The organism is Ponticaulis profundi, from assembly GCF_042659465.1.
In the GTDB taxonomy this organism is placed as follows: Bacteria; Pseudomonadota; Alphaproteobacteria; order Caulobacterales; family Hyphomonadaceae; genus Ponticaulis; species Ponticaulis profundi.
Genome location: NZ_JBHSSW010000003.1, coordinates 266,564 through 292,174 on the forward strand (window position 1 = coordinate 266,564; position 25,611 = coordinate 292,174).

Sequence of the window (25,611 nt, forward strand, 5' to 3'; positions counted from 1 at the left end):
TGTCGGCTTTCCTACACTCTTTCGTGAAATTTCCCGTCTGGCATGGAACTTCAAATTAGGCTTAGACTTAATTCAGCACGTGACGCTAGGAGAGGGACTAAACTGATATGAAAGCTTCGTGGAAAGCCGGTGTTTTTGCCGGTCTGGTACTCCCAACGAGCATGATGATTCTGGCTGCCTGTGGCGGGTCAGGTGACGGCGCTGAAACAGCGGCGGTTGATGCCGATCCGGCAATGGTGGAAGCCGCTGAAGCGCGTGAAGAGGGCTTCAAGTCGCTCGGCCGCAACTTCAAGACCATCAAGGACAATATGGATGCGGGCAATGCTGCATCTGATGCGGCTCTGGCTGCGATTGATGAAGTCGAAGTGCTGGCGGACGATCTGCCAAACTGGTTCCCGGAAGGCTCCGGCCCGGAAACAGGCACAGACACCGAAGCGCTGCCGGCGATCTGGGAAGAGCCTGAAGCGTTTCAAGGCAAGATTTCTGACTTCCAGGCCGCTGTGACAGAGCTTGGCGCTGCCGGTGAATCCGGTGACGCGGCAGCGATTTCCGCGGCCTTTGGAAATGTTGGCAAGACCTGTGGGTCTTGCCATGATGATTTCCGTGAAGACGATTAAAGATTGAAGAGCAGAGCGGAGACGCCTGCTCCAATCACCAGACTGATCACCAGTGCGACGGGGCCGGGCTTTTTGAGTTCGGCCTTTGTTGCATCTGTCTGTTCCGCAGGCAGCTTGCCTGTGACCATGGCGCGGGCCAGGTTGGTCTTCTTCACGACCAGATAAAATGCGATCGCCACAAGGTGCAGGACGACCATTGCCTGAATGCCGCGGAAGATGAGCTCATGCACATCAATCAGAGCGCGGCTGGTGTCATAGTCGATGAAGCGTGCGAGCGGGCCGGAATTCATGCCATCCGTGTCGGTTGCGAACAGACCTGTGCCGAGCTGGGCGGCGATCAGCGCCATGAGTGCCAGAACGGAGAGCGCGCCCAGCGGGTTGTGCCCGATGCTGGCTTTGTAGTTCGGGTCTTTCAGCTTCTTCAGATAGGAGATGATCGCGCCGGGACCCTTCACGAAATTTGAAAAGCGTGCCGTCGAGCTGCCCCAGATTCCCCAGCTGATGCGGAAGACAAGCAGGCCGACGAGCACGATGCCGAGCGTGATGTGAATGTTCATGGTCGGGCCGTCGGCTGTGAACCACATGGCGACGATGAGAATGGCTGTCAGCCAGTGCCAGATACGTGTGACGCCGTCCCAGACCGAGACTTTTTCCTTCGGGGCCGCAAGGCCGCTTTCTTCTGTCATGTCAAATGACCTCCTTCGTCCGATCCCCTGTCACTTCAAAGATAGATTGTCATCAGCCGCGCATTTCGTAAACTTCGCCAAAGGGAGGAAATATAATGCAAATTGTCACAGAAGACGGCCCCGGCGTCTCTGCTGGATGGGTCGCGCGTGCGCTCGGAAAGTCGGAAGAATCGCTGGAGGCCATGTCGTGGAAACCGGTCGGGACAGGACAGGTGGCGGCGAGCTATCGCGGCCTGCTCAGCTGGCGCGACGGAGACGGACCGAAGAGCATTGTCGTCAAATGTCCAAGCACCGATCCGACCAGTCGCCAGACAGGCAAGGATCACGGTCTCTATGCCAAGGAAATTGCCTGGTATCTGCAACTGCGCGAGGAGACGCAGGTCAGATGTCCGCAATGCTTTGGCGGTCGATATGATGAAGAGACCGGTGATTTCGCCTTGCTGCTGGAAGACTGCGCCCCTGCCGAGCAGGGAGACCAGCTGGCCGGGGCGAGTGTTTCGGATGTGCGGGCAACGATCAGGGAGGCCGTGCATCTGCATGCGCCTTTTTTCGACAAGCCGCTCATTCTGGAGAACCCGCTGACCGGCACGTCAGAAGAGGTGATTGAACAGCGCATCCAGCTCTATGCGATGTTCTGGCCGGAGTTTCGCAAACGCTATGAAGGACGCCTTGATCCGGTGCTTCTGGAGATGGGTGATGATTTCGCCAAACGGTTTGAAGCCTATGCGCGCCGCGAGCCATCTCACTACACGCTGGTCCATGGCGATATGCGCATCGACAATGTGCTGTTTGGCGGTGCGGACGGGCGTCCCATTCTGCTGGACTGGCAAACGCTCGCGGCTGGCAATCCGATGACGGACATTGCGTATCTGATCGGCACCAGCCTGGTGGACCGGAAAGAACGATCAGAGGCAGAGCGCGGTCTGGTCGATGGTTATTTCGCAGGATTGCGCGACTATGGTCTGTCACCTGACGAAGAAACGCTCTGGCAGGATTATCGCCGTCAGGCCTTGTCCGGCTGGGTGATGGCGGTCATGTCGAGCATGCTTGTCCAGCGCACCGAGCGCGGCGATGAGATGTTCGCGGTGATGGCTGAACGCCCGGGCTATCAGGCACTTGAGCTCGACAGCGTTGCCTGTATCTGAGCGCGCTCAGGCGGCGTAGCTGGTTCGGATCAGGCTGACAAAAGCGGTCTCGATCCGTTCCAGATCAAAATTCGGATCAGCCAGCGACTGGGTGGAAATCCCGATCAGCTGGCTGCCCGTCAGAAGCGCAGCCTGTTCGACATCGATATCCTTGCGCACCGAACCGTCTTCGACGCCCCGGCTGAACAGCTCCATGAGCTCGGCTTTGGACCGGTCATGGGATTCGGCGAACAGCTCGCGCATTTCTGATTTCTCTGCGATGGCGGAGCAGAACAGAACGAAATAGGCGCGGTTGGCGCTGGATTTCAGAAGCGAGTTCAGGTGCACATGGACGAAGACTTCCAGCGCTTCGAGGCCCGTCATGCCCTCATGGTGGGCATCCGCGCGGGCGCGGGCGACTTCCTCATGCAGCTGGTTGATCACCGCGCGCATCAGGCCAGCTTTGGAGCCGAATTTCTGAGAGGCCAGCCCTCGGCTATAGCCCGCCTTCTGGCCAATGGCTTCGAAGGTGACGGCGGACATGCCAAACTCGTCGGCGAGTTCCAGACAAGCTTTGATCAGCTTTTTCGTTGATAGCTTGCGGCGCTCTTCCTGGCGCATACGTGTGGCGGTTTTCGTCGTCAACGTTTTCTCATTTTTGCGATTCTGGTGCGGAGCAAGCCTAGACCAGTTCAGGATATTTTGAAAACGGCTCTAGCTTCAAACCGGTTCTATGACCAGCCCGGCCCCCGGACTGCCGGGGATTCAGCCGGTTTTCCTAAACTTCGACCATGTCAAAGTCGCTTTTCGGCGTGCCACAGAGCGGGCAGACCCAGTCATCCGGAATGTCGACCCAGCGTGTGCCAGGCTCCAGACCTTCCAGTGGTTCGCCTTCGGCTTCGTTATAGACATAACCGCATGTGCGGCACTGCCAGGTTTTGAAATCCATCGCCATTTTCAGCCTCCCAATTGTTCGGGCCCGCGACATTTTGGGCCAATCAATCTCTATTGATTATATTGGTTGAATGCATAACAAGTAAGTTGTTCTGGTGTCCATGCGACAAGCTGGTCCGGGTAAGGCGGGCAGGCAGCAGGGACTGGACGGGAGGAAAACATGAAGATTTCACAGGAACAAGCGAACCTGATCGCCGACCCACGGGCTTTTGCCGCCTGGGACCCCATTCATGAGCTGTATCGCGACCTGCGCCGTGATGCACCGCTCGCAAAAGCCAGCCCCGAAGGCTATGGCGAGTTCTGGGTTGTCACGCGCTTTGCGGACATTCAGGCGATCGAAAAGCAGAATGAGCTGTTTCATGCGGGCGATCGCACGCCAACGCTTATGCCTTTGGCGACAGAGGAATTCATCAAGCAGATGACGGGCGGTTCACCGCACATCGTTCGCTCTCTGGTTCAGATGGACAATCCGGATCACTTCAAGCACCGCATGCTGACCCAGTCCTGGTTCATGCCGCAAAGCCTGAAAAAACTGGAAGACCGTATTCGCGAGATTGCACGCTCCTTTGTCGACAAGATGCTGGCAACCGAAGGCGAATGTGATTTCGCGCGCGACATTGCCTTCTACTATCCGCTGCATGTGGTCATGGAAGTGATCGGTGTGCCGGAGGCTGATGAGCCGCGCATGCTGAAACTGACCCAGGAATTGTTTGGCGCCGCGGACCCCGATCTGAACCGGGAAGGCAGCGCAGACATGACGGCAGAGGAATCGGCAGCGATCACCGGCGCTGTGGTGGCTGACTTCCACAATTATTTCTCGACCATTTCCGAAGAGCGCCGCAAGGACCCGCAGAATGATCTGGCGACCATCATCGCCAATGCCGAGATTGACGGATTGCCGATCGGGTTTCAGGAGGCCATGGGCTATTACATCATCGCCGCAACGGCGGGCCATGACACGACATCGGCGACCACTGCGAGCGCCATGATCGAGCTGGCGAAATCTCCGGACATGCTGAAGCGCCTGCAGGATGACCCGAGCCTGATCCCTGGCTTTGTCGAAGAGTCTATTCGCTGGGAAACGCCGGTGAAGCACTTCCTTCGGACGGCAACCGCCGACACCGAGATTGCCGGACAGAAAATTGCCAAGGATGATTATCTCTATCTGGCCTATCCATCGGGCAATCGTGATGAAGCGGTGTTTGACGATCCATTTGAATTCCGCCCGGAGCGGTCGCCAAACCGGCACGTCGCATTTGGCTATGGTGCCCATATTTGTCTCGGTCAGCATCTTGCGCGCATGGAAATGCGGGTTCTTTGGGAGGAGCTCTTGCCAAAGCTGAAAACCCTTGAACTTAATGGCGCGCCGACGCGAATGGCTGCCAGTTTTGTCTGCGGACCAAAGTCCGTTCCTGTGCGCTTTTCCGTCAACTGATCGGGGAGGGGAGGCAACGCGAAGGTTCCGGGGGGGACTTTCGCGTTGCTGCACGTCTGGGGCTCGTATCGGTGAAAACACCGCCATATACGCAGTAAAAACAGTATTCAGAATACAATTTCATGATTTTCAACCAGAGGCATGCTGCCGTTGCGGTCGATATACACGTTTAACTGAATTTAAGCCGTGCGACTTACTTGCAACACATCGATGAAAACATCGAATTCTATCCAACTCCAAGCTTGACCCTCTGTTTGTTGGTTGCCCAATTAGCGTCCTGATCTGTCCCCACACGGATCGGCAAAAGATATAATTGGGAGGAAAATATGAGTGTAACGAACACGCTCCGCCTGCTGGCGGGAGCGGCAAGTCTTGCTGTGCTTTCTGGTCTGCCAGCGGGCGCGCAGGAGGCTCAGCCAGAAGAGAGCGCACGCAAGCTCAACACTGTGACCGTCACCGCGCAGCGCCGTGATGAAAGCATTCAGGATGTGCCATTGGCCGTAACGGCGGCGGATTCCGAAACGATTGCAGAACTGCGCATCTCTAACGTCGAGAACATCTCTCTGCTGACGCCGAGCATCTCGTTCCGCAAGACGAACTTCTCGGCCTCATCCAGTAACATCCAGATCCGCGGTATCGGTACGACGGGTAATGCCCGGACCTTTGAAGGCGCGGTTGGGGTCTTTATTGACGGCGTCTATCGCACGCGGTCCGGTCAGGCGCTTTCCAACTTCCTCGACATTGAAAACCTGCAGGTTCTGCGTGGCCCGCAAGGCACGCTCTTCGGCAAGAACACGTCGGCAGGTGCCTTGCTGCTGTCGTCGACCAAGCCGACGATTGGCGAGTATAACGGTTTCTTCGAAGCGAGCTTTGGCAATTATGCGGCGCATACGTTGAAGGCTGGCGTGAACATGCCGCTGGCGGATAATCTCGCTCTGCGTGTGGCGGGCATTTATGACGAAGCCGATGGCTTTTTCGACAATCCCAATGGCGGCACGCTGAATGACAGCCAGCGCGATGGCATCAAGGCGCAGCTGCTATGGGAGCCGACAACGGACCTGTCCGTTCGCCTGATTGCAGATGTCGCCAGCCAGGATGACAATTGCTGTTATGGCACAACCGATAGCTTTGACGGCCCGCTTCAGGGGTTTGTGGATCTGCTGACCGTTCAGAATGGCCTGATCCCGCCTTCAGATGATCCGGGCGATTTCGAAGCCGTGGTCAGCACCGCAACACCGAACAAGGTCGACGATGAAGGCCTGACGCTTCAGGTGGACTGGGATGTCTGGGGCGGCACGCTGAAATCGGTGACGGCTGTTCGCGAGTATGATGTGTTCCAGACGCAGGATGGCGACTTCTCGGGCGCAGATGTTCTGATTCTGGATGAGACGTTCAATTCCGAATTCTTCTCTCAGGAACTGACCTTTTCCGGTGAGCTCACAGGCTCGGTCAATGCGAACTATGTGCTGGGCGCATATTATTCCGATGAAGATCTCAACATGACGCGCGACATCTTCTGGGGTGCGCAGGGGCAGACCTTCTGGGATGTGGTGCTGGGCGCTGAAGGCATTCCGGCAGGCTTCTCGGATGCCTCAGAAGGCCTCGTTGCAGCTGAGATCATGGGTGGAACGTCTGAATCCATCGCTCTGTTCACACACTGGGATTTTGCTCTGAACGATCAGTGGAATCTGATCCTTGGTGCGCGGTATTCCGATGATGAGAAGACAGGCTTCTTCTACAATGACTATTATCACAGCCTGATGGACCCGCTGGCTCTGCTCGGTATTTCGCCGGGACCGAGCTATGACCAGTCCTTCTCTGATGACGCCTTCACCGGCACGGTGAGCGTTCAGTATCGCCCGAACACCGACATGATGTTCTATGCGAGCTATAACCGCGGTTATAAGGCTGGCGGCATTAATCTGGACCAGAACGCGGCGGGCACGCTGGCGCAGGCGGCAGATCCTTCCTTCAAGGCAGAAACCATCGACGCTTATGAGATCGGTGCAAAGATCGACTGGATGGACGGCGCAGCGCGGACCAATGTCGCCTTCTTCTACAATGATGTTCAGGACCTGCAGATTGCTCAGTTCCTCGGCCTGTTGTTCTCCATCGTGAACTCACCGGAAGGCACGGTGTCGGGTGCTGAAATCGAGCAGACTTTTGCGCTGAATGATTTCCTGATCCTCAATGCATCGGCCACCTGGCTGGAGACAGCTGAGTATGGCGATGACCCGATCCTTGGAGAAGGTGATCCGAACCAGCCAGAGCTTGGCGGCATTTCCGGACGACGCTTTGCCGTTGCGCCAGAGCTGGCGGCAAACATCTCGCTGAACCTCGATTATCCGATCAAGCCGGGTCTGGCGCTGACCGGCCTCGCACAGGTGCAATACACAGACGATGTCTTCACCAACACGGCGAGCAATCTGACCCAGGAGGCCGTGACGCTCGTCAACGCCAATCTGGGCCTCAATTTCGAGGATATGGATATGTCGATCTCAGCCTTTGTCCGCAATGCTACGGATGAGACCTATGTCAGCCAGCATTTCAACACGCCGCTGCAGGGCACAGACCGCAACGCCTATATGGGTGCGCCGCGGACTTATGGCCTGATGCTGCGGAAGATGTTCTAGGCGCACGCCGCCACGAACGTGGACGCGTTGAAAAAGGGGTGTGAGTTTCTCACGCCCCTTCTTTTTGTCTGCGGTGCTGGCCGGATCAGATGATCGAGCCAATTCCCTTGCCGTGAACTTCGTTCATCTTGGCTTCCATCGTGTCGAACTCTGACATGGTGAGCTCGGATGGTTTCTTGGTCACGAGGCTGACAACCACGCCAGCAATCGTGGAGAAGATGAAGCCTGGGATCATCGCGTAAATCAGCGATTCCAGCGGCTCGCCATCAAGCAGTGGTACATAGAGCCAGACAAGCACGGTGACGGCGCCGACGATCATGGATGCCAGGGCGCCATCGCGTGTGTAGCCCTTCCAGAAGAGCGCCAGTACGACGAGCGGACCAAAGGCAGAGCCGAAGCCAGCCCAGGCGTTCGAGACGAGGCCCAGAATGGAGCTGTCCGGGTTCCATGCGAGAGCGATGGCAACGACGGACACACCCACCGTGGCCAGACGGCCAATCGTCACGAGCAGGGCCTGTGGTGCATCCTTGTTGAAGAAGGTCTTGTAGATGTCTTCCGTCAGCGAGCTGGACGAGACCAGAAGCTGGGACGAAATCGTCGACATGATCGCTGCCAGAATGGCTGCCAGCAGGAAGCCGGAGATCAGCGGGTGGAACAGCGTCTGCGACAGGAGAATGAAGATTGTCTCATTGTCGCGCAGGCTTTCCTGAAGACCATTTTCATTGACGTAAGCGACGCCAACAATACCGACCAGAACCGCGCCAATAACGGTGAAGAGCATCCAGCTCATACCGATATAGCGTGCTGTGGCGACGTCTTTCAGCGTGCGGATCGCCATGAAACGAACGATGATGTGTGGCTGTCCGAAATAGCCAAGGCCCCAGGCCATGAGCGACAGGAAGCCAATGGTCGTCATATCGTCGAACCAGTTGAAGAAGCCTTCGCGGCTCGGACCCGTCGTGTCGTCAATGTCAACAAATGGCGGCGCCGTGGCGACCGTGTCGGTGATCGCATCAATGCTGCCATTGAAGTGGAAATAGCAGACAATCGGTACGAGGATCAGCGCCAGGAACATGATGCAGCCCTGGACGAAGTCTGTCAGGGATACCGCCAGAAAGCCGCCAACCACGGTATAGGCAAGCACAACGCCGGCCGTTACGAAGAGGCCGATCTGATAGTTCATGCCGAAGCTCTCGGCGAACAGCTTGCCGCCGGAAACAATGCCGGCAGAGGTGTAGACGGTGAAAAAGACGATGATCACAATGGCCGAAATGGCGCGCAGAATGTGTGATTTGTCGTGGAAACGGTTTTCGAAAAAGTCGGGAATGGTGATCGAGTCGCTGGCAATCTCTGTGTAGATACGCAGGCGCGGAGCGACGAAGCGATAGTTGAGATAGGCGCCAATGGTCAGGCCGACCGCGATCCAGGCCGATCCGAGGCCGCTGAGATAGACAGCGCCAGGCAGACCCATCAGCATCCAGCCGGACATGTCTGATGCACCGGCAGAAAGAGCGCCGACCGCTGGGTGAAGCTTGCGGCCGCCGAGCATGTATTCCGAAACGTCGCTGGTGGATTCCTTATAGGCGTATAGCCCGATCGCCATCATCAGTACGAAATACGCACCGAGAGATATCATTTCGAATACATTGATCGTCATATAGCTCTATTATGCCTCTTTCTGTTTCGACTTTCGGGTTCAAAGTAAGGCCGCGCCAGTAAACCGGCGCGGCGTCGTATTTTTATGGTCGCGTCTGGCCGTTACCATGGACCAGATACTTGAAGGTGGTCAGCTGCTCGAGCCCCACAGGACCACGTGCATGCATCTTGCCGGTCGCAATGCCGATCTCGGCGCCCATACCAAACTCGCCGCCGTCGGCAAACTGGGTGGAGGCGTTATGCATGACAATGGCGGAGTCGATTTCCTTCTGGAAACGATCGGCGACCGCCTGATCTTCGGTCATGATGGAGTCTGTGTGGTGTGAGGAATGCTTTTGCACATGGGCAATCGCTTCATCCACACCATCGACAATCTTGATCGACATGATGGCGTCCAGATACTCGGTGCCGAAGTCTTCTTCGCTCGCCGGTTTCAGACGTGGATCAATTTCGCAGGCTTCCTTGTCGCCGCGGATTTCGCAATCCGGCATTTTATCAGCGATCATCGGAATGACTTCCTTGGCGACGGCGCGGTCAATGACCAGGCTCTCTGTCGCGCCGCATACGCCGGTCCGGCGCAGTTTTGCGTTGCGGATGATGTCGACGGACTGTTCCAGCTTCGCGGACTCGTGAATGTAGATGTGGCAGTTGCCATCAAGGTGAAGAAGGGTCGGCACCTTCGCCTGATCACGGACGAGTTCGACAAGGCCGCGACCACCGCGTGGAATGACCAGATCGACATACTCATCACACTGAAGCAGAGCAGCAACCGCCTGGCGGTCGGAAATGCCGACGGTTTGCACGGCATTGGCTGGCAGACCTGCGGCCTCCAGAGCTTCACCAAGGCAGCGGACGATCACTTCAGAAGACAGCTTGCTGTCAGAACCGCCGCGCAGAATGACGGCATTGCCGGATTTCAGGCAAAGCGCGCTGGCGTCCGAACCCACATTCGGGCGGGATTCATAAATCATGCCGATCACGCCAATTGGCACGGCAACGCGTTCGATTTTCAGACCGTTCGGACGGTTGAACTCGGCAAGCTTGCGACCAACCGGGTCTGGCAGTTCGGCAATTTCTTCAAGCGCGGATGCCATGCCTTCGACGCGGTCCGCGTTCAGCATGAGGCGGTCAATGAAGGAGTCGGGCTTGCCAGCTTCCTTTGCGGCAGCGACGTCTTTTTCGTTCGCGGCCACCAGCTCGTCTGTTGCGGCGCGCAGGGCAGCTGCCGCTTTCACAAGCGCTTTGTTCTTCTGATCGGTCGATGCAATGGCGAGTGAGGCGGCTGCGGCTTTCGCCTTGCGTCCGAGATCCTCGACATAGCTTTGAATTTTTTGTTCGGGCGTACTCATCTGGGTCTGCCTTATCGTCTGTGTTCTGTTGGGATGATGACGGCTGTTCGGGCGCGTGTCACCTCAGCGCAGTTCGACAGCGCGCTTATAGGCGGCTGCGACCGTGTCTGAGAGCAGCGTTTTCAGCTCGTCATTCCGCATGAATTGTTCGAGACCTGCCTGCGTCGTGCCGTTCTTGCTGGTCACGGACGAGCGCAGATCATCGAGTGATTTATCGCTCTGAGCGGCCATTTCCGTTGTCCCGGCAACCGTTGCGATGGCCAGTTTGCGGGCATCTTCTTCCGAAAAGCCCTGTTCCATCGCTGCCATGGTGTAGAGACGCAGGAATTCGAAAATATAGCCTGGGCCACTGCCTGCAATCGCGGTGAAGCGGTCAATCTGGTCTTCTTCCTGAAGCCAGACGAGCTCGCCATTACGGCTTGCCATGTCGGTGATCAGGGACTTGTCCTTGTCCGAACATTTGTCATTGGCATAGAGGCCGCTCATGCCTTTACCGACGGCAGCCGGCAGGTTTGGCATCATGCGGACAATCGGCAGGTCGCCGATGTGCTTTTCCAGCGTTTCCAGGGAAACGCCTGCCGCGATGGACAGAACGAGGTCCGCCTTGCGGATCATGTCGCCGGACTCTTCCATCACGGTTGGAATGAGTTGTGGTTTGACAGCAATGATAACGAGATTGAATTCCGTATCGGACAGATCGTCCGTACTGCCGACAACACGCGCTTCAATATCAAGCGATGGTTCCATTGGGTCGACAATCGAAAAGCTGACAAGCGGGGACTCAACCCAACCGGAAATCAGGGCCTGGCCCATGTTTCCGCAGCCGAACATGACGGCGCGCTGAATGCCGATGGCTTCAGTGGTTTGGGAGTCAGTCATATGTGTTTCCTTTGCTAACATGCGGCTGATATAGTTAGTGGTCAAAATATTCAAGGGCTTTCCATTTCCCGCGCCGGATTCCTTGGGTTTTTCGCAAAATAACGTGAAAAACGCGCCAGAAATGGAACTTGTTACTGTTTTAACCCTTGAGAAGTGTATTCGGTTTCATTACTTCGTCCTCGAACCAAAAGAGGAGCTTGATTTGGTCTCAGATAATCGCCTCGTTGTAAAAGTAGGCTCTAGCTTGCTCGTCAATGAAGAGCATCTCACCCCTGCTTATGCATTCATCCACGGACTGTTGGGCGACATTGCCGCCTTGCGTAAAGAAGGCAAGGAAGTGGTTTTGACGTCGTCTGGCTCTGTAGCGCTCGGACTTGGTGCGCTGGGTAGCGACCCCGCGACGGCCGGCGTTCAGGAGAAGCAGGCTGCAGCTGCTTGCGGTCAACCTCTGTTGCTCAACGTCTATAAACAGGTCGCGAATGAGTATGGTTTCGATATTGCCCAGGTCCTGGTGACGCTGGACGATCTCGAGAACCGTCGTCGCTTCCTCAACACCCGTAACACGATCATGCGCCTGCTTGAGCGCGGTATCCTGCCGATCGTGAACGAGAATGACACTGTCACCACCGAAGAAATTCGCGTGGGTGACAATGACCGTCTTGCTGCGAAAGTGGCTCAGATGCTGGAAGCAAGCCAGCTGCTGATCCTGACCAGTATCGATGGCTTGTATGACCGCAACCCGGAAGAAGAGGGCGCGCAATTCGTTGAGAAAGTCGACGATGTCGGCGCTTATCTCGACGTGACAAAATCCACGAGTTCGCTCGGGTCGGGCGGTATGCTGACCAAGATGCAGGCGGCCAATATGGCGCAGAACTCCGGTTGTACGACGCTGATCGGCAAGGGCGAGATCGAGAGCCCGATCACAGCCATTCTGACAGGCGATCGTCGCAGCACGGAATGTGTCGCTCAGCCGAACCCGGATTCGTCCTGGAAAGTCTGGCTCACCGACCGTCTGCAAATGGCAGGCAGTGTCACGGTGAAGGAAGCGGCCGCTCGCGCCATCCTGCGCAAGGATATCGGTGTACGCTCTTCCGACATTCTGACATTGCAAGGTGACTTCAACAAAGGTGACGTGCTGCACATCTATGACGAAGAAGGTCATGAGATTGCGCGCGGCCTGACGAACTATGGTTCGAAAGAAGCGCTGCTGATGGCGAGCTATCCGGATATTCCAGTGTCAGAGACACTCGGTTATCAGGCCAGTGAGGTCATCATCAACCAGAAGAATCTGATCATTCTGGAAGAGCACCACCTGCCGTGGGATCAGCCATTGGATGATAAAATGGACGTCACACAGCACCACTAATCGGGTGCTCTGACATTGCAAATTTCGAGGACAGCACGGCTAATGAAAGTCGTGCTGTTCTTCTTCGGGCTTCAGATCCCCGATCTCCAGAATAGGGGCAACGTCGAGATCGCCTGCGTCCATCATGCCTGCGACCCGCTGAATGGATGACAGCAGGAGAGAGCGTTCCCAGTCCTCCAGCTTTTCAAACCGTTTGATGAAGTCGGCCTGCAAGAGGTCTGGCGCGTCCTTCAGTTTGCGTTCGCCTTCCTCGGTGAGGGTGAGGTCGACGGCGCGGCGGTCCTTCTGGCTGCGTTCGCGGCGGATCAGGCCTGCACGCTCCAGTCGGTCGATAATGCTGGTGACTGTTGCCTGGGACAGGTGGACGTTCTTCGCAACAATGGATGGCTTGGCGTGACCCAGCAGCTGGACCTCTTTCAGGACCAGCAATTGGGGGGCTGTGAGGCCGCTGACACGCACCAGCTGCTTAGAGTGCAAATCAATTGCGCGCATGATGCGGCGGAGCGCGATGAGAACATCCAGATAAGTCGACATGTTTTCTAATTAGGAAGAAAATTGGCAAATGCGAAGTGCTGAAATGCAAAATGGCCCGCGATTGCGGGCCATTTCCGTGATATTCTTTCGTCTTATTCGCTGACGATCGTCATTTCTTCGATCAGATTGTCAGCGCCGGAGACTTTTTCCATCACCCAGAGCATGTAGCGGGAGTCCACGTGAATGGTCCGGGTTGTTTTGGGGTCAAAGTGCCAGTCAGCGTTCACACTCTCCAGCGTGCCGTCGAAGAGCAGGCCAACCAGCTCGCCCTTGCCGTTCAGAGTCGGAGAGCCGGAATTGCCGCCTGTGGAGTCGAGGTCGGAGAGGAAGTTCACCGGAACGGAGCCGAGGCTTTCAAGCGCATAATCGCCATAGGCTTGTTCGTCGATCAGATCGAGCTGCGCCTGTGGTGCGTTGAACGGTTCGACGCCGGAATCCTTCTCGGTGATGCCTTCGAGGGATGTGAATGGCGTATAGATCAGACCGTCTTTTGGCGAACCGCCCATGACAGTGCCATAGGTGACACGCAGCGTGGAGTTCGCATCCGGATAGGTCGTCACGCCATTGGATTTCTGCCAGCCAATGATCGCTTCCATATAGGCTGAGCGAAGCTCTCCCATCTGGCCTGCGCGTTCCTTGGCTTCGGCTTCCATCGCCATTTCCGTTTCGAACAGCGCAATGGCGAGCTGCATGAATGGATCGTCGAGGGCTTCGAGCTCAGCCTTGTCTGCATCGATCAGGCCGACACGGGTCTCGGTATCGCCGAGTGTGGTGCCCGCATAATAGGCGTCGAGCCTGGCAGAGATCTCGTCCTCGTTGAAGGTCTCACCAAGGCCCAGTGCTTCGTCCAGAGCCGCAACACGGTAGGCCTCTGGCGCTGCCATGTATTTCTCAAGGAAGAGCATCCATTCCGCCTTGTCGACGGTTGGATCATAGCGTCGGTCCAGAGCTTCGAGACGCTGACGGATGAAGGTCAGGTCGCGTTCCTGATAACCGGATTCGCGTTCAGCATCCGGCTTCTCCTGCTCGACGGAGAGGCGATAGAGGCGCTGAGCTGCATCCAGCAGGGCCGGTGTGGTGGCGCCTGCATACCAGAAGCGTTTCTTGTTCGCATCGGCAGATTGTTCGGTGAGGGCATCGAGCTGCGCAATGGCTTCGCCATAGGCGGCGCGGGAGTCGTCTTCGGCAATCCACGCATCGAGCGCCGCTTCACGCTCTGCGCGCAGATCTTTCAGGCCGACGCGGCGGGCGCCTTCCAGCTGACCAGCGCGGTTCTTCACATAGTTGTTGAGACCCGCAAGGCGAGACTCATACTTGATGCGCATGTCCGAGCCTTCCGGCGCGGTGTCGATGATCGTGTCGATCCAGTCCTGACGTGTCTCGACCCAGGTCGGGTAATACCAGTCAAAGACGTATTCGACTTCTTTCAGGCGCTCATAACGGTTGGTCGAGCCGGGATAGCCCGCCGCCATGACGAAATCACCTTCTTCCAGGCCGCCAGCAGACACTTTCAGATAGTGCTCAGGCTGGAATGGGATGTTGTCTTCGGAATAGTCAGCCGGTTTGCCATCCGGGCCGACATAGGCGCGATAGAAAGAGAAGTCGCCCGTGTGACGTGGCCACATCCAGTTGTCGATGTCGCCGCCATATTTGCCGATATTGTCGCCCGGGGCGTAGACCAGACGGACGTCGCGGATTTCGAGGCGCTTGATCAGCTTGTATTGCATGCCACCAAAGAAAGCGCCGACCTGGCAGCGATAAGGGCCTTCGGCCTCACATTCTGCGATGAGCTCTTTTTCAGACAGGTCGATCGCGTCATAGCGCGCCTTGCCTGTCAGATCGCCAAGGTCGCTGGTGATGGTGTCGGTGACATCTTTCACGTCGACGGTGACATAGACGCGCGAGCCTGGAGCCGCTTTCAGCTCTTCGCCTTTGGTTGCGGCGAGGAAGCCATCTTCCAGATAGTTTTTCTCTTCAGTGGAATTGTACTGCACGGAACCGCGGGCGCAGTGATGGTTCGTGACAACCAGACCTTCAGGGGAAACAAATGAAGCTGTGCAGCCGCCGAGTGATATCACTGCGCCCATCGGAAACGATGTCAGATCAGTCAGGCTTTGCGGATCGAGCTCGAGACCTGTCGCTTGCAGGTCTTCAGCGATCTCTGGCAACTGATCTGGTGTGTACATACCCTCCTTGGCATGAGACGGGCTGGCGAAGGCTAGGAAAGCAGCCGAAGCAAGCAGTGCTCGTTTCATACAAAACTCCATTACTAGAAAAATATTTCAATGCTGTCCTGTCAACAGGGATAACGACCTAAACCTGCCTAAAATAGCAATCAAATCGTCCTGTTGCATTATGGTGTAACGCTTTTGGCAGAATTCAGCTCGATTTCCAAGCGATCAAATGCAGCCTGGGCGTCGGGATTGCCCGCAAAGGCGTCGCGTGCACGAGCAAGATCTGCGCTGGCCTGATCATACTCTGCGAGCACGGTTCGCGCCCGGATCAGGCGTAGCCAGCCCTGCAAATCGTCCGGGTTTTCGTCGAGCCTGGAGGCGAGGCCGTCGACCATGCCGCGGATAACCTGCTGGCGGTCTTCAGGTGACATGTCCTGCATGGCTTCGACCTGGCCCTGATCGAGCTGAGGCGCAATCGGCGCGGCTGTTCCAGCGTCTATCTGCGCTTTCAGGGCGCGGGCCTGTGCCAGTTCAGATTCAATGCGCGGATCACCATTCGATGCTTCGAGCGCTGTCTCATAGGCGGCAATCGCACCGTCAACATCGCGCAGACCGAGTTTGGCCCGTGCGAGGACAACATAGCCGATCGGTTCCGGGTTCTCTGCTTCCTGCAGCTTGGTTTCCAGCATCACCGCCAGCTGATCGAGCGGCATGTTCTGCATCTCTTCAGGAATGACGATCTGCTCTGGCGCCTGATTGCGATAATTCGGTGCGCCGATCACAGCATAAAGACCGATGGCGCCAATGGCGATCAGCGCTGGCACGCCCCATTTCACCATGGGGCTGAGGGCTGCTTCCTCACCGGCAATGGCAGCGTCGAGGCGCGTGCCGAGTTTCAGAACCCGGCGCTGCATGGCGCGTTTGGCCCGCGCTGCGCTTTCCTCATCATGAAAACCGGAGGCAATTTCGTCTTCAATTTGCGCGAGCTGGGATTTGCTGGCTGCAAGTTCGCGTTCCAGAATGGCCCGCGCATCCACTTCGGCAGGCTTCTGAAGCGAAGGCAGGACAAACAGAACCGCAAGTGCGGTGAGGATCAGAAGCAGAATCCAGATCATGATTTCGGGCTTTCATCCGAAGTGTCGGAGAGGAGGGCGGCAAGACGGGCTTCTTCTTCTGCAGAGAGCTCATCATCGCCCGCTTTTGCGGCCTGTGCCTTTTGCGCGCTTCTGAGGGTCAGAATGTACCATATGCCGCCCAGTCCGACGAGCAATAGCGGGCCAAACCAGAGCAGATAGGTGTTCCATTGCACAGGCGGTTTCATCAGCACGAAATCGCCATAGCGCGCCTGCATGTAGTCGCGCACTTCCTCATCACTATCGCCAAGACGCACCCGGCGCTCCACCAGATTGCGCATGTCCTCAGCGAGTGTGGAGTTGGAGTCGGCAATCGACTGGTTCTGGCAAATCACACAGCGAAGCGTTTTAGAGATGGTTTCCGTGCGCTCCTTTACGGCCTCATCACTCAGCTGAGGGTCGCTCTGGGCAAGCGCCGGAGCGGCGCAAAAGAGACATGCGGTCATCGCAAGGGCTTGGAACAGGCGGCTCATCCTTCGGCCTCCACCTTGCGAATGATCGGCAGGAAAGTGTCCATCCAGACGTCTTCGGTAATGGGACCGACATATTTGTAACGGATCTGACCGTTCGGATCGATGAGATAGGTTTCCGGCGCGCCGGTCACACCGAGATCAATGGCGACCTCGCTATAGGCGTCAAAGCCGATCTGGTCATATGGATTGCCGTGCCGATCCAGCCATTGCAGCGCATCTTCGCGCGTATCGCGCCAGTCGAGGCCGACAATGTGAATGTCTTCGGTGGCTTTCAGCTCCATCAGGAAAGGGTGCTCGACGAGACAGGCAACGCACCAGGAGCCGAAGACATTGAGCAGCGTGATCTCGCCTTTCAGCTCTTCGGATCTGAGGGGGGGCTGGTCTTCATACACGCTTTCGAGTTCGAAGGCAGGCAATGGCTTGTCGATGAACTGAGACGGCAGGTCATGTGGTTTCAGCGTCAGACCGATGGCAAAGATTGCAACCAGTCCGCCAAAGACGATCAGAGGGAGAAGCGCTTTCCAGGAGATGGACTTCATGGCGTTTATCCTTTCGCTCCCTTCTGCGACCTGGGCTTGCCGGGAAGGCGGAAACGGCGGTCTGTCATGGAGATAAATCCGCCCAGCGCCATGATCACGGCACCTGCCCAGATCCAGCTGACAAATGGATGGACATAATAGCGGATCAGCCAGCCATCATCATTGCCATCGCCGAGCGCGCCGTAAAGCGTGCGGAACACGCCCACACTCAGCGCGGCTTCTGTCGTCATCTGCTCTTCGACCGGATAATAGCGCCGTTCTGCGCGCAATTGCGTGAAGTTGCGCCCATTCTTGCCAATGTCGAGCACGGCTGTCTGGACAGCAAAGTTTGCGCGTTGGGCCTGCTCAAGGTCTGCGAGGGTGAGGGTATAGCCTGCGATCTCGGCGGACTGGCCGATATCGATGCGCGCCTGACCTTCCTTGGCCCAGACGCTCATGCCGGTAATGCCAACCACGGTCACGGCAAGGCCGATATGACCGAGGAAGAAGCCCCAGCTTGAGGCGGGCAGCTTGCCTGCGAGTTTCAGGCTGTCACCGAGCGGACGTTTGCCGAGGAAGAGCTTGTCACCCATTGAGAGACAGGCGCCTGCGGCCAAAGCTGCGGCCAGCGCCATGCCGCCAATGCCCCAGATGGCTTTGCCAAGCACCAGCGTGGCAATCACGGCAATCACAATGGCACCGAGAATATAAAGCAGCGGTCTGACCAGGCGCGCGGGCTTGTCTGTGCGCCATTTGAGGAGCGGGCCAACGGCCATGAAAACAATCAGGCCCGCCATGATGGGTGCAAAGGTCAGATTGAAGTAGGGCGGACCAACTGTCAGCTTTTCACTGGTCAGCGCGTCAATGAGCAGGGGATAGAAGGTGCCGATAAAGACGGTCGCTGTCGCGATGCAGAGAAGGAGATTGTTCATCACCAGTCCGCCTTCGCGTGAGAGCGCGTCAAAGCTGGTGGTGGAGGCAATCTTGCCGGCGCGAACGGCGTAGAGGATCAGCGCGCCGCCGGTGGCAATGCCCAGAAGGCCCAGAATAAAGACGCCCCGTTCCGGGTCGACGGCGAAGGCGTGGACGCTGGTCAGCACGCCGGAGCGGACAATGAAGGTACCGATCAGGCTGAGCGAGAATGTGGTGATGGCGAGCAACAGCGTCCAGTTCATGAAGGTGTTGCGCTTCTCGACGACCAGCGTCGAGTGCAGAAGGGCTGTCCCTGCAAGCCATGGCATGAGTGAGACATTCTCGACCGGGTCCCAGAACCACCAGCCGCCCCAGCCAAGCTCGTAATAGGCCCAGACAGAACCGAGCGCGATGCCGAGTGTCAGGAAAGACCATGCGGCCAGCACCCAGGGGCGGACAAAGCGTGCCCAGAGGGCGTCCACCCGGCCTTCAATCAGGGCCGCAATGGCGAATGAGAACGCAACGGAAAAGCCGACATAGCCGAGATAAAGAAAGGGCGGGTGAAAGGCGAGTCCAGGGTCCTGAAGAAGCGGGTTCAGGCCAGAGCCGTCTTCCGGGATTGGCGATAAGCGCTCAAACGGGTTCGAGGTGAAGATGAGAAAGGCCAGAAAACCTGCGCCCACCAGCCCCTGAATACCAAGCGCGCGGGCGCGCAGCGGTGATGGCAGGCTGCTGCCGAACAGGGAAATCGCGCCGCCAAACAGGCCAAGGATCAGCACCCAGAGCAGCATGGACCCTTCATGGTTTCCCCATGTGCCGGACAGTTTGTACAGCCAGGGCTTGGCGGTGTGGGAATGCTTGGCAACCAGATTGACGGAGAAGTCTGAGGCCAGAAACACCACGCACAGCATCACAAAGGCAGCGATCAGAAAGACAGCCTGCGCCAGGGCGGCACGATCGCCGAAAGCCATGAGGCGGCCATCCAGGCGGTGTGCGCCAAGCAGCGGCAAGACGCCCTGTGCCAGTGCAATCATCAGCGCAAGGATAAGCGAGATTTGTCCGATTTCAGCTGACATGAAGGCCCTGTGATTGTGTACGCAATTCTTATCTGATCCTTCTTGAGCACAGAGACGAGGCAAGGTGAAGCCTTGCAGGCTGCGGCAGGTTTGCGCGTTTACGCCGGATCACGCGGGTGTGATCGCAAACAGGTCTGACAATCTGCGACCTGTGGGTGTGGAACTATAAATTCTGACAGTTGACGCAACGACCCCTGTTCTGTGCAGAACATCGTCATGATATAATTATAACGCGTTCGAGGAATCGTGACATGCAACAGCCTAAATCCTATCTCGGTTGGAAAATAGATTATTCAAAGCCTGTCGGCGAGCCAGCCTTCAGTCACCCGCTGTCCGTCTCCTGGCAGGTGCACAAAAACCCGATTGCGCTCGGGATTGGTGGTGTTGCGGCTGTCCTTCTGGAATTTGCCGATGCGCGTATCCGGTCCGGTGTCTGGGATCACTCAACGTTCAAGACCGATCCGATTGGCCGTTCGCAACGCACAGGCGTTGCCGCCATGGTCGGCGTGTATGGTCCGCAAAGCGCGGCGCGCCGGATCATTCAGGGCGTTACCAACATGCACGCCAAGGTAAATGGCAAGACGCCGTCCGGCGAAGACTATCGCGCACTCGATGTGGAATTGCTCGACTGGGTCAGCGCGACGGCCGGTTATGGCTTTCTGACCGCTTATCACCGCTTTGTGCGCCCGCTCTCAAAAGAAGAGCAGAATTCTTTCTATGTGGGCGGTGACAGTGTTGCGCGTCTTTATGGTGTCGAAAACCCGATCCATTCGCTGGAAGATTTTGAAGCGATGATGGAGAAGCTGGTGCCGCGTTTCGAGCCGCACCCGATCAACACTGAATTCCTCGACATCATGAAGTCGGATCGCGCTGCGCCGAACATTCCAAAAATGGCGAAAAGCGCTGTTGTGAACGCTGCAGTTTCTATCCTGCCACCGAAGGTTCGCGAAGCGCTGGATCTCGGAAAAGAATACGATCTGACCTGGAAAGGTGAGATGTTCATCAAGACGCTTGGCTGGATGGCAGAGCGTAAAGTTGATCTGAACAGTCCCGCAGCGCAGGCCAGTGAGCGGCTTGGTCTACCGCGCGATTTCGTCTGGAAGAGCGCAGAAGAACGTGAAAGACTGGTCGCGGGAAGCACATTCAATGAGGAACTGAAGCAACCAGCAGCAGTCTAGAAAACCAAAAAGGCAAACAAATGGACTTGAGATTTACGCCCGAGGAAGAGGCGTTCAGGGAGGAAGTCCGGACGTTTCTGAGTGAGAAGCTGACGGATGATCTGCGCAGATATGCGCGTCGCATGACAAGCGTCTATGCGGAAAAATCGGTGGCTCTGGAATGGCAGGCCATCCTTGTGGAGCAGGGATGGGCTGTGCCTGGCTGGCCGGTTGAGTATGGCGGGTGCGACTGGTCCATTGCCCAGCACTATATCTATGACGTGGAAATGGCGCGCGCCGATGCGCCGCCACTTTCCCCGATGGGCGTTGCCATGTGCGGGCCAGCCCTGATCGGGCACGGCTCAAAGGCGCAGAAGGATTATTATCTGCCGCGCATTCTGTCGGGTGAGGATTTCTGGTGCCAGGGCTATTCTGAACCGCATGCCGGTTCCGACCTTGCCGCCCTGACCATGTCTGCCATCGACGATGGCCACGACTTCATCTGCAGCGGTTCGAAAATCTGGACCACGCATGCCCATGAAGCGAACATGATGTTCTGCCTTGTGCGGACAGACAATTCCGGACGTAAACAGCAAGGCATTACCTTCGTTCTGATCGATATGAATGCGCCAGGCGTGAAGGTCGATCCGATTGTCATGCTGTCTGGCGAGCATATTCAGAACGCTGTTTTCTTTGACAATGTGCGTGTGCCGAAAACCAATGTGGTCGGAGAGATCAACAAGGGCTGGACGGTGGCGAAATACCTGCTCGAGTTTGAACGCGGCGGGTCATCCTATGGGCCGAAACTGCTCGCACGGGCGGCAAAGCTGCGCTCGCTTGCAAACGAGCTGGGTGCCATGAACCCCGGACTGTCGCGCGCGCTGTCTGACGCGGAGATTTCTGCCCGCGCACTGGAGACCCAGGAGCTGCGTCTGATGTCGGAACTGTCCGGCGGCGGCACGCCGGGCCTGACGGCCAGCATGCTGAAAATTCGCGGTACGGAGCTCTCTCAGCGCCTGACCGAGCTTGGTGTTGATATTGCGGGCCATTATGCAGCGCCCTTCCAGCCACAGGGAACAAGCCCGGGCGGACCGATCCTCAATCAGCCGCCAACGAATGACGGCGTGGTGGGTCCGGACAGTCTCGTCACCATGTCGCCGAAATATTTCAACGACCGGGCGGGCTCTATCTATGCGGGCTCGAACGAAATTCAGAAAAACATTCTCGCCAAGGCCCAGATCGGCCTCTGAGCGAGACATAAAATAGAGGGAGGGAAGCCATGCTGGTGATCTATGAACACCCGTTGTCGCCCTATGCGCAAAAACTGAAAATCTCTCTGCGGGAAAAGGGCGTCGAATTCGAAGCCCGCCTGCCGGACGGAATTGGCACGGGCACGACACAGAGCGATTTCGCCAGCGTCAGTCCGCGCGGCGAAGTGCCGGCCTTTGTTCATGAGGGGCGTGCGATTTTCGATTCCACCATCATTCTGGAATATATTGAAGATGTCTGGCCGACACCGCCCATGCTGCCCGCCGATCCATATGAGCGCGCGCGTGTGCGCATGATCGAAGATGTCATGGATACACATGTCGAAGCGATCGCCTGGGGACTTGGTGAGCTCAACTTCTTCGGACGTGCCAGCGGTGCGCTGAAGGAGGAAATCGAGAAGAATGCGGCCAGTCAGGTTGCCGATTTCCATAGCTGGCTGGAAAGCGAGCTTGGCAATCGCGACTGGTTCAACGGTCATGATTTTGGCTGGGGCGATCTGTCCGTCATTCCTTATCTGAATGGCCTGGCCGGGTTCGGTCTGACGCCGAAAGAGGGCTCAAGACTGAGTGACTGGATGACGCGTGCAAATGCGCGGGAAAGTGTCAAACAGACCCAGGCAGAATCGGCGGCCTCCATTACCGGCATGAGCGATGTCGGCGCTGCCATCGAGGCAGGTCTCTTCAAGCGCCAATACCGTGATCACCGGCTCGAATGGATGATCAAATCGGGTGGTCTCGAAGTTGTGACCAAGGGGCTGGAGAAGCAAACCATCCGGTTTACCGAGCCTTTTCGAGGCTAAGCTTCATTTTTTGCCTATCGACACCAACAGCTGACGTAGCGTGACCGGCAGACAGGGCCGGTCACCGCGATTATAGCTGTGTTTATAGGGAAATTCATGGGAGGAATTCAGGTGTCTTCAGCTGACGGACGACTGACCAGAGAAGATATGGACGCCATGCCAACGCTGGCGGACATTCCACGCTTTCATGCCAAGCGTCGCCCGGATGCGATCGCTTTCAGCTTTGAGGGGCGTGATACCAGTTTTGCCGATTTTGATCGCCATACCAATCAGGTTGCGAACGCCCTGATTGCTGAGGGTGTGAAGAAGGGGCAGCGTCTCGCCTATATCGGCAAGAACTCTGACCATTATTTCGAGCTGTTTCTCGGCGCGACCAAGATGGGGGCGATCATCGTTCCGATCGGCTGGCGTCTCGCACCGGCGGAAATGGCCTTCATCATGTCTGACAGTCAGGCACCGCTTGTCTTCGTCGGCCCGGAAGTTGAAGGCGCTGTGAACAAGGCGCTCGGCCCGATGGACAAGCCGCCGAAAGCCATCCGCATGGAAGGCGAGGGCGAGGACATATTCATTGCCTGGCGCGGAAAACAGCCAACCTCTGACCCTCAGGTCGAGATCAGCGAAAATGACATTGCCGTTCAGCTCTATACGTCTGGCACGACGGGCAACCCGAAAGGGGCGATGCTGACCCATCACAACATGCTGGGTGGCCGCGCCGACGCGGTTGAATCCGGTATGGAATGGAATGAATGGGGCCCGGATGATGTGAGCCTTGTTGCGATGCCGGTTGGCCATATTGGCGGTACGGGCTGGGGCGTTGTCGGGCTCTATAACGGCGCCAAGGGCGTTGTGGCGCGTGAATTCGATCCACACACCGTGCTCGACTTCATCGAAAAAGACCGCATCTCGAAAATGTTCATGGTGCCGGCTGCTCTGCAGATTGTGGTCAATCAGCCGAATGCGCGCGACGTCGATTATTCCCGCCTGAAATACATTCTGTACGGGGCATCTCCGATCCCGCTCGATCTGCTGCGCGAATGTATGGAAGTGTTCCAGTGCGGCTTCTGTCAGCAATACGGCATGACGGAAACCTGTGGCACGATCGTCTATCTGCCGCCGGAAGATCATGATCCGAATGGCAACCAACGCATGCGTTCTGCTGGCCTGCCTATGCCGGGCGTCGAGATCAAGATCATCGACGAAGACGGACAGGAAGTGCCACGCAACACCGTTGGCGAAATCGCCATCAAATCCAAAGCGAACATGGCTGGATACTGGGGGCTGGAAGAAGCCACGGCCAAGACCATGGGCGCAGATGGATGGCTTCGGTCCGGCGACGCCGGCTACATGGACGAAGATGGCTATGTCTACATCCATGACCGGGTGAAGGACATGATCATCTCCGGCGGTGAGAACATCTATCCGGCGGAAGTCGAAAACGCGGTTTACGGCCATCCGGATGTCGCTGAAGTTGCCATTATCGGTGTGCCAGACGACAAATGGGGTGAAACGGTGAAGGCTGTTGTTGCGCCGAAACCGGGCACAAATCCGAGCGAAGCCGACATTATAGCGTTCGCGCGTGAGCGCATTGCCGGTTTCAAGGCGCCGAAAAGTGTTGATTTCATTGAAGCCTTGCCGCGCAATGCCTCTGGCAAGATTCTCAAGCGCCAACTGCGTGAGCCTTACTGGGCCGGTCGCGAGCGTGAAGTGAGCTAAAGAAAAGAACGAGTGTTAGGGAAAACGGAACATGGGTATCAAAACCAGATTTACGGAAACCTTCGGGATTGAACATCCAATCGCGCAAGGTGGTATGCAGTGGGTTGGCAAGGCGGAGCTTGTTGCACCGGTTGCGAATGCAGGTGCGCTTGGCTTTCTGACGGCGCTGACGCAGCCGACACCGGAAGATCTCGCCAAAGAGATCGCACGCACGAAGGAAATGACGGACAAGCCATTTGGCGTGAACCTCACCATTCTGCCAGCGATCACCCCGCCACCTTATGCAGAATATCGTCAGGCCATCATCGAAGGCGGCATCAAGATCGTCGAAACGGCTGGTTATAAGCCGCAGGAACATATCGACCATTTCAAAGAGCATGGCATCAAGATCATCCACAAATGTACGGCTGTGCGTCACGCTCTGTCGGCGGAACGCATGGGCGCGGATGCGATCTCGATTGACGGCTTTGAGTGCGCAGGTCACCCGGGCGAGGATGATATTCCTGGTCTGGTTCTGATCCCGGCTGCGGCCAACAAGGTCAAGGTTCCGATGCTCGCCTCCGGTGGTATCGGCGATGCGCGCGGCTTGGTCGCGGCGCTCGCGCTCGGTGCAGACGGCGTGAATATGGGCACACGTTTCTGTGTGACCAAGGAAGCGCCAATCCATGAGTCCTTCAAACGCCAGATGGTCGAGAATGACGAACGGGCGACCAACCTGATTTTCCGCACGCTGCACAACACGGCGCGCGTCATGAAGAATGCTGTTTCCGACGAGGTTGTTGCCATTGAACGCAAGGGCGGCGCCAAGTTTGAGGACGTTCAGCACCTCGTCGCAGGCAAGCGTGGCCAGCAGGCGATGGCGGACGGCGATACCGATGGCGGTATCTGGTCGGCCGGTACGGTTCAGGGCATCATTGATGACATTCCAACCGTGCACGAACTGATCGATCGCATGGTCTCTGAAGCGGAAGCCATTATCAAATCGCGCCTGGAAGGCATGGTCTCTTAACCCCTGAGATCACTGCTCTGACAGACAGATAGAGCCGCCTGAGCGATCAGGCGGCTTTTTTACGTCCGGTTTTCTGGTGCGCAGCTGTCGGCAGGCATAAAAAACCCCGGTCTCTTGTGGAGACCGGGGGAGTTTCTACCTTTCA

At 57.0% G+C, this 25,611-nt stretch carries 22 protein-coding genes; 10 read left to right on the forward strand and 12 right to left on the reverse strand.

Going from position 1 to position 25,611, the window contains the following annotated elements:
- The first annotated feature begins 107 nt into the window (after window positions 1-107).
- A complete protein-coding gene (locus tag ACFQDM_RS02895; RefSeq protein WP_377375193.1) occupies window positions 108-617 on the forward strand; it encodes a c-type cytochrome in 510 nt (169 codons plus the stop codon).
- On the opposite strand, the gene ACFQDM_RS02900 is transcribed toward ACFQDM_RS02895, so the two are convergent.
- Window positions 614-1,303, reverse strand: coding sequence for a cytochrome b/b6 domain-containing protein (locus tag ACFQDM_RS02900; protein ID WP_377375196.1), 690 nt, complete (start codon window positions 1,301-1,303; stop codon window positions 614-616). The two genes, ACFQDM_RS02895 and ACFQDM_RS02900, sit on opposite strands and share 4 nt — an antisense overlap.
- A 95-nt stretch (window positions 1,304-1,398) precedes the next feature.
- Here ACFQDM_RS02900 and ACFQDM_RS02905 point away from each other — a divergent pair, with 95 nt between their 5' ends.
- Complete coding sequence (locus ACFQDM_RS02905) at window positions 1,399-2,448, forward strand: phosphotransferase (protein ID WP_377375198.1); 1,050 nt, start codon at window positions 1,399-1,401, stop codon at window positions 2,446-2,448.
- A 6-nt stretch (window positions 2,449-2,454) separates the two neighbouring features.
- On the opposite strand, the gene ACFQDM_RS02910 is transcribed toward ACFQDM_RS02905, so the two are convergent.
- Both ACFQDM_RS02910 and ACFQDM_RS02915 read right to left on the reverse strand, forming a co-directional pair.
- A complete protein-coding gene (locus ACFQDM_RS02910; protein WP_377375201.1) occupies window positions 2,455-3,072 on the reverse strand; it encodes a TetR/AcrR family transcriptional regulator in 618 nt (205 codons plus the stop codon).
- Between the two features lie 133 nt (window positions 3,073-3,205).
- On the reverse strand, window positions 3,206-3,382 hold the full coding sequence (locus ACFQDM_RS02915; RefSeq protein WP_377375203.1) for a rubredoxin: 177 nt from the start codon (window positions 3,380-3,382) through the stop codon (window positions 3,206-3,208).
- Between the two features lie 159 nt (window positions 3,383-3,541).
- Between ACFQDM_RS02915 and ACFQDM_RS02920 the strand changes: the two genes are divergently transcribed.
- Both ACFQDM_RS02920 and ACFQDM_RS02925 read left to right on the forward strand, forming a co-directional pair.
- Entirely contained in the window at window positions 3,542-4,816 is a 1,275-nt protein-coding gene (locus tag ACFQDM_RS02920; protein WP_377375206.1) for a cytochrome P450, read from the forward strand.
- A gap of 326 nt (window positions 4,817-5,142) precedes the next feature.
- Window positions 5,143-7,449 carry a TonB-dependent receptor gene (locus ACFQDM_RS02925; RefSeq protein WP_377375208.1) on the forward strand — a complete coding sequence of 769 codons (2,307 nt, stop codon included), beginning with the start codon at window positions 5,143-5,145 and terminating at the stop codon, window positions 7,447-7,449.
- An 85-nt stretch (window positions 7,450-7,534) separates the two neighbouring features.
- Here the strand turns inward: ACFQDM_RS02925 and putP are convergent, their stop codons facing one another.
- The 3 genes from putP to proC form a co-directional block, all read right to left on the reverse strand.
- The gene (gene putP, locus ACFQDM_RS02930) at window positions 7,535-9,106 is read right to left on the reverse strand and encodes a sodium/proline symporter PutP (protein ID WP_377375211.1); all 1,572 of its coding nucleotides are present in this window, start codon (window positions 9,104-9,106) and stop codon (window positions 7,535-7,537) included.
- Window positions 9,107-9,188: 82 nt separating this feature from the next.
- Complete coding sequence (locus ACFQDM_RS02935; protein ID WP_377375213.1) at window positions 9,189-10,454, reverse strand: glutamate-5-semialdehyde dehydrogenase; 1,266 nt, start codon at window positions 10,452-10,454, stop codon at window positions 9,189-9,191.
- A 63-nt stretch (window positions 10,455-10,517) separates the two neighbouring features.
- Window positions 10,518-11,333, reverse strand: a complete 816-nt coding sequence (gene proC / locus ACFQDM_RS02940; protein WP_377375215.1) for a pyrroline-5-carboxylate reductase — start codon at window positions 11,331-11,333, stop codon at window positions 10,518-10,520.
- Between the two features lie 202 nt (window positions 11,334-11,535).
- On the opposite strand from proC, the gene proB reads away from it, so the two are divergent.
- Complete coding sequence (proB, locus tag ACFQDM_RS02945) at window positions 11,536-12,699, forward strand: glutamate 5-kinase (protein WP_377375217.1); 1,164 nt, start codon at window positions 11,536-11,538, stop codon at window positions 12,697-12,699.
- A gap of 39 nt (window positions 12,700-12,738) precedes the next feature.
- Here the strand turns inward: proB and ACFQDM_RS02950 are convergent, their stop codons facing one another.
- From ACFQDM_RS02950 to ACFQDM_RS02975, 6 genes are all read right to left on the reverse strand, one after another.
- Complete coding sequence (locus tag ACFQDM_RS02950) at window positions 12,739-13,233, reverse strand: MarR family winged helix-turn-helix transcriptional regulator (RefSeq protein ID WP_377375220.1); 495 nt, start codon at window positions 13,231-13,233, stop codon at window positions 12,739-12,741.
- Between the two features lie 92 nt (window positions 13,234-13,325).
- The gene (locus ACFQDM_RS02955) at window positions 13,326-15,488 is read right to left on the reverse strand and encodes a S46 family peptidase (protein ID WP_377375223.1); all 2,163 of its coding nucleotides are present in this window, start codon (window positions 15,486-15,488) and stop codon (window positions 13,326-13,328) included.
- A 98-nt stretch (window positions 15,489-15,586) separates the two neighbouring features.
- Window positions 15,587-16,522, reverse strand: coding sequence for a c-type cytochrome biogenesis protein CcmI (ccmI, locus tag ACFQDM_RS02960; protein WP_377375225.1), 936 nt, complete (start codon window positions 16,520-16,522; stop codon window positions 15,587-15,589).
- Window positions 16,519-17,013 (reverse strand): cytochrome c-type biogenesis protein, encoded by a 495-nt coding sequence (locus tag ACFQDM_RS02965; RefSeq protein WP_377375228.1) that lies wholly within the window; start codon window positions 17,011-17,013, stop codon window positions 16,519-16,521. Before ACFQDM_RS02965 ends, ccmI begins: the two co-directional genes overlap by 4 nt.
- The gene (locus ACFQDM_RS02970; RefSeq protein ID WP_377375231.1) at window positions 17,010-17,552 is read right to left on the reverse strand and encodes a DsbE family thiol:disulfide interchange protein; all 543 of its coding nucleotides are present in this window, start codon (window positions 17,550-17,552) and stop codon (window positions 17,010-17,012) included. The genes ACFQDM_RS02965 and ACFQDM_RS02970 overlap by 4 nt, the downstream gene beginning before the upstream one ends.
- 5 nt (window positions 17,553-17,557) lie before the next feature.
- On the reverse strand, window positions 17,558-19,519 hold the full coding sequence (locus ACFQDM_RS02975) for a heme lyase CcmF/NrfE family subunit (RefSeq protein WP_377375234.1): 1,962 nt from the start codon (window positions 19,517-19,519) through the stop codon (window positions 17,558-17,560).
- A gap of 251 nt (window positions 19,520-19,770) precedes the next feature.
- Here ACFQDM_RS02975 and ACFQDM_RS02980 point away from each other — a divergent pair, with 251 nt between their 5' ends.
- The 5 genes from ACFQDM_RS02980 to ACFQDM_RS03000 all read left to right on the forward strand — a co-directional run bounded on the left by ACFQDM_RS02980 (window position 19,771) and on the right by ACFQDM_RS03000 (window position 25,466).
- Complete coding sequence (locus ACFQDM_RS02980) at window positions 19,771-20,697, forward strand: oxygenase MpaB family protein (protein ID WP_377375236.1); 927 nt, start codon at window positions 19,771-19,773, stop codon at window positions 20,695-20,697.
- A 20-nt stretch (window positions 20,698-20,717) separates the two neighbouring features.
- Window positions 20,718-21,926 carry an acyl-CoA dehydrogenase family protein gene (locus tag ACFQDM_RS02985; protein ID WP_377375239.1) on the forward strand — a complete coding sequence of 403 codons (1,209 nt, stop codon included), beginning with the start codon at window positions 20,718-20,720 and terminating at the stop codon, window positions 21,924-21,926.
- Window positions 21,927-21,955: 29 nt separating this feature from the next.
- A complete protein-coding gene (locus ACFQDM_RS02990; protein WP_377375242.1) occupies window positions 21,956-22,744 on the forward strand; it encodes a glutathione S-transferase family protein in 789 nt (262 codons plus the stop codon).
- Window positions 22,745-22,891: 147 nt separating this feature from the next.
- Complete coding sequence (locus tag ACFQDM_RS02995; RefSeq protein WP_377375399.1) at window positions 22,892-24,457, forward strand: fatty acid--CoA ligase; 1,566 nt, start codon at window positions 22,892-22,894, stop codon at window positions 24,455-24,457.
- A gap of 31 nt (window positions 24,458-24,488) precedes the next feature.
- The gene (locus ACFQDM_RS03000; RefSeq protein WP_377375245.1) at window positions 24,489-25,466 is read left to right on the forward strand and encodes an NAD(P)H-dependent flavin oxidoreductase; all 978 of its coding nucleotides are present in this window, start codon (window positions 24,489-24,491) and stop codon (window positions 25,464-25,466) included.
- Window positions 25,467-25,611 lie beyond the last annotated feature (145 nt).